General features: G+C 56.3%; 3 protein-coding genes. 1 reads left to right on the forward strand and 2 read right to left on the reverse strand.

Annotation, left to right across the window (positions count from 1 at the left end):
* Window positions 1-241: hypothetical protein (locus tag AK963_RS27525; protein WP_238593873.1), on the forward strand; the 241-nt coding region annotated here is incomplete at its 5' end.
* An 18-nt stretch (window positions 242-259) separates the two neighbouring features.
* Here AK963_RS27525 and AK963_RS27530 read toward each other — a convergent pair.
* Together AK963_RS27530 and AK963_RS33805 are read right to left on the reverse strand one after the other, a co-directional pair.
* Window positions 260-2038: a hypothetical protein gene (locus tag AK963_RS27530; RefSeq protein ID WP_066018517.1), complete on the reverse strand. Its 1779-nt coding sequence runs from the start codon at window positions 2036-2038 to the stop codon at window positions 260-262.
* Window positions 2039-2046: 8 nt separating this feature from the next.
* A partial coding sequence (locus AK963_RS33805; protein ID WP_175404692.1) for a hypothetical protein occupies window positions 2047-2798 on the reverse strand: 752 nt, incomplete at its 5' end.

Genomic DNA, 2798 nt, shown 5'->3' on the forward strand with positions numbered 1-2798 from the left:
CGTCCTTGAGCGGGGCGGCTATAGTAAGGGGAAAGGGCAGCAGGGAAAGGAGATGGCGATGAAAGGATGGATTGCGGGGATCGTGCTGGCGATGGGGGTGATGGGGAGTCCGGCGGCGGTGGGGGCTGAGTTTTGTTTATATAATGGTTTTGGAAATCTAATGCGGTGTGGCTTCCCAAGTTACGGGCCATGCGAGAAAGCTGCAAAGCAAGCTGGAGGCTATTGCCAAATTAAAAGATAAATACCAGATTTCCGGTATTTATCTTCCTGCGATTTCCTGTTTGAAGGCTGATGCTATCTGGTCGAGGACTCTGGGTTCTGGCCATGTCTGATGCTGCTTGTAGAAGGCGTAGACCATATCCGCTTCGTCGTCGGTGATGGAGTCGGGACTGCGCCCGTTTCTCTCCATAAAGTCCCGTGCCACTTTTCTGTCCCATGCGCTGCCGACGGACTTCATGCCGTCGTATAGATTGTCGAGGCCGAGTGCCTGGGTGATGGATATGGGCGGTGAGGCCATCGGTTTTTTGCTGGGTTGTGAGGGCTGTGGCTGGGTGTCGACCACCGGCTCATCGAGGTTGAGTTTGGTGTCGTCGAGGGCGATGGCCTTGAGGTCGGTTTTGATCTGGTTAAGCTGCTCGACCAGGCTGTTTAGGGCGGCGTTGTCCTTGTCGCTGCGAAGGCCGTTGCTGAAACTGTCGTTGCTGAGACCGGTGAGGCGGGTGATCTCGTTGTCGATCTCGCGGGCGTAGCGGGCTTTCATGACTTCTAAATATTGTGACTGATCCTGTGGGGCCAGATGGCTGAGTTTCTGGTGCGCGAAGTCGTAGAAGTTGTCGAGGCTGACCTGTTGAATCTGCTGTTCGACGACGGGGGCGGTGTGCTTGGCGAACGAGTCTGTTGGCCGGTAGCCCTGAATCTGGGCGCGGGCTTTTTCCTGGGCCGCTTCAGATGCCGTTTGAATCAGGTTCTTGTTGATGCCTTTGACGTTGCCCTGTTTAATGTTGTTGATGACGTCGGTAGTGATGTCCTGTGAGTACATGGATTCGTAACGGTTCTTTTTGGTTTCCATGTAGCGGAGGACGTCGGTGATGGACTGCGGGCTTCGTAACTTGTAAGTCGAGGCGATGACCAGGGCGGCGCTCTTGAGATTGTCAGGGGCGTTGAGTTCGCCGATGACGGGTTTGAGGTTTTTGGCCTGCTCCTGAATCTCCTTGTCAACGGTGGTGAGGGCGGTTTGCGTGTGTTTTTCCACCTTGGCGTCGTACTCCCGTTGCCGGTCGGTGATGACCTGATGCTGAAACGGTTCCATGGCATCGCGGAAGGCGTCGGCGCGAACCAAGTCGGGATTGAACCCTGCCAGACGGGCACGGCCTTTAAGCATGGCTTCGAGCTTATCGTCGTCGACACCGACAAACTGTTTGAGGTCGGGGATCAGGCCAGAGTAAAACTCGTTGGTGCGCTGCTCTTCGTAGCCGTTGAGGACGTCGCTGGCGTCGTCGCCCCAGGTGTTTTTGACGACGGTGGCTCGCTGGTTGTAGTCCATGTTTTTGAGGTCGCTGGCTTTTGATGTGATCCAGTTGGACATTTGTCCCTTGCGCCAGTCGGTGAAGTTGTTGCGGGCGGGGGTCAGGGCGTTTTTGCTGAACTCGGAGTCACCGAAGCGGCCCATGACCATCTGTTCGAGTTCGTTGTAGGACTTGGCTTTCGGGGCGACACCGGCAACGAACTGGTCAGCCATGGTCTGAACCTCCTGCTGCTGTTTCATCTGGGCGTACTGACGCTGCTGGAGTTTCCACTGGCGATCGGCCTTGGCGATGGCGATTAACTTATCGACGTGGGCGCGGGGATCGCCGTCGAGGCCCATCTGTACGTACTGATTGACCAGGTAGTTGGGATCGGCGTCGGGGTTGGCCGAGACCAGATCGTTGAAGGCTTTCATGTTGGCCACGCGGGATTTGAGGCGGCGCTCCTTGCGATCGGCGATGGCTTCTTTCTGGTCGTGGAAAGCGTTGGTGGCGGTTCCCCATTGAAAGTACATAGTTGCTCCTAGAACAGTCCTTTGATGGCGGCGGTGTTGTTCATCAGGTTTGTATTACCTGCCATGCCTGATCCATAGTTTCCACTGTTGCCGAACCAGCCTTTCATGTCGCCCCAGGCGGAACCCCAGTCCACTTCGCCGAGGTTGGCCAGAGATTGACCGAGGCCGGTGGCGGCACTGTTGCCCATCTCCATGGCGTTGTTGTACATACTGTTGGCAAAGCTGCCGGTTGACTGCGCGAGATTGGCGGCGTTGTTGATGTAGGTGGACGGGTTCGGGGTGCTGAGGTTCTGGAAGTTAAAGGATGGAGCTTGGAGTGAATCAGAGTACACACCAGATTGATAGGTTAGTGTGTTAGCCATATCACTGGTACCAGGTAACTGGTTATAGACGCCGGAGCCGACGGCTTGCATACCGGAGTAGACGTTGACGGCATCAAAGGGGTTGATGCTGTTGTCGATGGCGGAGTCGAGCCGCATGTTGGTGGGGCCGACGGCGGACTGGATAGCGCCCTGCTGGCTGGCAAGCTGCATGGGGGAAAGCTGGGTCATGAGCTGCTGGAGTTTTTGTTGCTGTTCGCCGAGAAGCTGGTTGCGGTTGCCCTGCTCCATGGCTTGCAGGTTGCCGATGTATTGCTGCGCTTCGTCGTAGCCCTTACCGTAGGCTTGCTGGTATTCGTTGGCGAGCTGGGCGGTGATGTTGGCACGACGGGCGTTGTTTTGTGTGGATTCGAACATGCCAGAACGGATGGCATCGGCTT

The organism is Endozoicomonas atrinae (assembly GCF_001647025.1).
GTDB classification, from domain to species: Bacteria; Pseudomonadota; Gammaproteobacteria; order Pseudomonadales; family Endozoicomonadaceae; genus Endozoicomonas; species Endozoicomonas atrinae.